Source organism: Rhodoblastus sp. (assembly GCF_041915505.1).
GTDB lineage: Bacteria > Pseudomonadota > Alphaproteobacteria > Rhizobiales > Beijerinckiaceae > Rhodoblastus.
In genome coordinates, this window is sequence record NZ_JAYSBG010000401.1 from 1 (window position 1) to 3,034 (window position 3,034).

At 58.2% G+C, this 3,034-nt stretch carries 4 protein-coding genes and 1 pseudogene; 1 reads left to right on the forward strand and 4 read right to left on the reverse strand.

The features are described from left to right. Together ACE3S9_RS17625 and ACE3S9_RS17630 are read right to left on the reverse strand one after the other, a co-directional pair. Positions 1-242, reverse strand: a pseudogene (locus ACE3S9_RS17625) (IS5/IS1182 family transposase); the annotation flags it as partial. A gap of 468 nt (positions 243-710) precedes the next feature. Beyond that, the gene (locus ACE3S9_RS17630) at positions 711-1,577 is read right to left on the reverse strand and encodes a carbonic anhydrase (RefSeq protein WP_374547786.1); all 867 of its coding nucleotides are present in this window, start codon (positions 1,575-1,577) and stop codon (positions 711-713) included. A gap of 335 nt (positions 1,578-1,912) precedes the next feature. Between ACE3S9_RS17630 and ACE3S9_RS17635 the strand changes: the two genes are divergently transcribed. After that, positions 1,913-2,185, forward strand: a complete 273-nt coding sequence (locus tag ACE3S9_RS17635) for a hypothetical protein (protein ID WP_374547787.1) — start codon at positions 1,913-1,915, stop codon at positions 2,183-2,185. Positions 2,186-2,202: 17 nt separating this feature from the next. Here ACE3S9_RS17635 and ACE3S9_RS17640 read toward each other — a convergent pair whose 3' ends face one another. Together ACE3S9_RS17640 and ACE3S9_RS17645 are read right to left on the reverse strand one after the other, a co-directional pair. Continuing rightward, positions 2,203-2,679: a hypothetical protein gene (locus ACE3S9_RS17640; protein ID WP_374547788.1), complete on the reverse strand. Its 477-nt coding sequence runs from the start codon at positions 2,677-2,679 to the stop codon at positions 2,203-2,205. Then, positions 2,669-2,995 (reverse strand): transporter, encoded by a 327-nt coding sequence (locus tag ACE3S9_RS17645; protein ID WP_374547789.1) that lies wholly within the window; start codon positions 2,993-2,995, stop codon positions 2,669-2,671. The genes ACE3S9_RS17640 and ACE3S9_RS17645 overlap by 11 nt, the downstream gene beginning before the upstream one ends. Between the last annotated feature and the right edge of the window lie 39 nt (positions 2,996-3,034).

Consider the following 3,034-nt stretch of genomic DNA (forward strand, 5'->3'; position numbering starts at 1 on the left):
TAGATGAAGTCTTCCCGCCCGAAGCGACCCTCTGAGGTCGCACTGGACGTTTGCGGTTTGGGCAGCGTGACGCTCACGCCAGCGTCGGCGCATTGCTTGATTTGCTCGCTGGCGAAATAGCCGCGGTCGGCGATTACATCGAGCGTCTCGACTTCCAGAACCGCCTTCGCGGCTTGGGCCATTGGCGCGAGTTGTGTTCTGTCGTGGCCGAGGTTGGTCACTTCGTGAGCGATGATCAGATGGCGCCTGACGGCCGGGCGGAGTGAGACGGGCGCTCGCGGAGCGTCGCACGACTTCGCTGCGCTCGATCGCCGAAGATCGCACTGCGCTTCACGGGGCCTCGTTTTTGGCTCGCCGCTTCCCATGCGCTTCCCAATCAAGTTTTCTGGGAAGCGCGCCCGTCCAATTATGTGTCTAAGCGATTGATTTTGTTGGCGCGCCATTCAGAATAAAACTGCGAACACCTATCTAATTGAGATATCATAATAATTTCTTTTGACGACCTGGCCGAGATGATCGAAGGCAATCGCTTCGATCGGAGCTCAGTTTAGCCCCCGACCCCCAGATCCCGTTCGGGCGACGGGACGGACGATGCAGGCGCCGGAGATTCACAATATCGACCCCGGGCGAGTCAGAGCCGCCGTTCCTGAGCCCCGCGAATTGTTTCGAATCTCCTGACGACAACAGACAGGCGCGATAAATTCCGCCGCTCACTCTGCTTTGAGGATTGATGAAATTCGACTTGAATGGAGCACAACATTTCCGAGTTCGGCGAAGCTCTCGATGCCAATTGGCGGATCAGCAAGTCCGGTCCACATGGCGGTCCCGCGATGTGGCGCCCAAACCTCGCGGCTCTCGACGATATAAACGCCGTAAACCGTTTTAATGTCGCCTAACTCCTGGCTTTTTAGTTCCTTATCAATCGTATAGGCCGCTAGCGCTGCATTGACCACAATTGACGCCTCGATGAGCGCGGCGCGGTAACCAGCGTAATGCACGACATCTGGCCCAAAGACTTCATTCATTCGTATCGCGGACGCTTGAACCACGACGAGCATCCTGTCCAGGATACTGCGGAGCGAATAATTGGTCGCGAGCTCAAAATATCGTCTCGGATCCAAAAAGATATCAACCGCGGCGGATACTGCGCCACAGCCGCTATGACCGAGCACGGCAATGATCTTTATGCTGCCGCCCAAATGTTCAACAGCATATTTTAAACTGCCAATGACCTCGCTTCCAAGACCATTTCCAGCAACCCGAATGACGAACAGGTCGTTTGGCCCTTCGTTGAAGATCAGCTCAATTGGCACCCGCGCGTCGGAACATCCGAGCACTGCGGCGAAAGGGCTCTGCTTGGGCCTCTCTCCGGCGTCACCCGCCAGCCCGAAATCTCGCGGATCCACCTGTATAACGCGCCTGGCGATAGCTTCGTCGCCCGCCAAACTGTCGAGCAAAGCCGCGAAAGCGCGATTTCCTTCATCCAGACGTTGGCGAGCTGAGCCTGAATCGGTTGGCCGCGGGCGCATTGGTTCAGTTTGCGCGCCGTACCGGTAGATAATCTCTACGGATTCCATGCTCGTCACCGTTATGAGCCGACATCCGCCGGATGCAGGTTGCGACAACGCTCGAGTTTGCCAATTTTCGCGATTTCGGCAAGCTCGCCGTCGCGCCGAGCGAAGCTTTGAACGGCCGCGTCCATCGGAATGGCCTTTTTACCGCGATGGTCAGGCCTTCATCCGTCATCAGGACGCATCAAGTTTCCTGCTGTCCATGCCGCAGATGTAATCACCGCAGCAGCAATTCTCCAATTGCGCGAAGAATCTCCGCTAACAGGTGCTTCGGGATGGCAAGCCCGGCGGCCAGTTCATCCAGCACACATGCCTGAATGCCGAAACGCCCGGAGACAAGGATGTTTGAAGGCGCCAAGCACAAGACCCTGTCGGTGGACTGCCTCGCCATTTCCTGCATCGGCGGCGGCAAGGGCGCGCCGGTCCACGGCTCCTGCTTCGACGACCGCGCCGCGGCGTCGATCGACCTTCAACATGATGCGAAGGACGCCGACGTCAAGATCGCCGACCCGACGCTCGCCTTGTTCGGCGCCAAAGGAATAACGGCAAACCCCTTCGCCATCGCAGCGGAAACGGCGTCCCCGCTGCGATCCTTTATTGAGCGTCTTGAATAGTGACGAAAGACAAGTTGTTACTTGGTCAGCTTCGAAACGATGGCGCGCATGGCCTGCTCCGCTTGATCTCGCCCACCTTTCTCAACCGGGCCGCCATTCCTGCTGGCGAGGCCCGCCACGGCCCTTATGTCCTCAACGGACAGCCGCTCAGTCCTTTGCATCATCAACTCGAGCAAAATCGGAATCTCGCTCGACGGAAGCGAGCCGTCAGGGCTCAGCTTGGCGAGCCAGGCATTGAGCTCGTCTTCCGACAGGGCCTCTTGCAATCGGAATTTCCTCAGCAATGTCCCCGCGTTCATCTTCGGCTCCGATTTTGCCGTGGTTTCACTTCGCCATGCGATATTCTCACCTGAGGACAGCCGCGCCAAGATAGAAATTGGCCTCGGCGCGCCTGCCCGTTCGGTCGGAACGAGCGCTTCGGGGAGACGCGTCGGCCGATTTCTGGACGGCGAATGCCCGAACCGCGCGGCGGCGTGGAGGTCGTCATTGATCAAACCAGCGATATTGCAGCGTCAAACTCGCGGTGTTGAAACGACCATTGTTGCGGGCTGTCAGCCAGCTACCCCATGCCGCCTTGAGCGAAAAGCCATGGCCTAGCGGCGCCGATGCCGTCGCGCCATAGCGCAAGACCGACTGATAATTATCGCCAACTTCGCCATCGACGCTGGTACGGCCGCCCAAATAGTAATTCGCGTCGGCGGAAATCCAGAAATTCGGACCGAAATTATAGCCCGCGTGAGCCTGAAAAGCCCATATCGGCTCCTGTCCGCGCACATGGCCGCCATAGAAATCGGGGTTGTCCGTGAACATCCAGGCGCCGGCGGCGCCTTCGACAAACCAGTTCCCGAT

Coding starts and splice junctions, on each gene's coding strand:
- ACE3S9_RS17630 (WP_374547786.1), bottom strand. CDS start 1,577: ATGGAATCCGTAGAGATTATCTACCGGTACGGCGCGCAAACTGAACCA.
- ACE3S9_RS17635 (WP_374547787.1), top strand. CDS start 1,913: ATGTTTGAAGGCGCCAAGCACAAGACCCTGTCGGTGGACTGCCTCGCC.
- ACE3S9_RS17645 (WP_374547789.1), bottom strand. CDS start 2,995: ATGTTCACGGACAACCCCGATTTCTATGGCGGCCATGTGCGCGGACAG.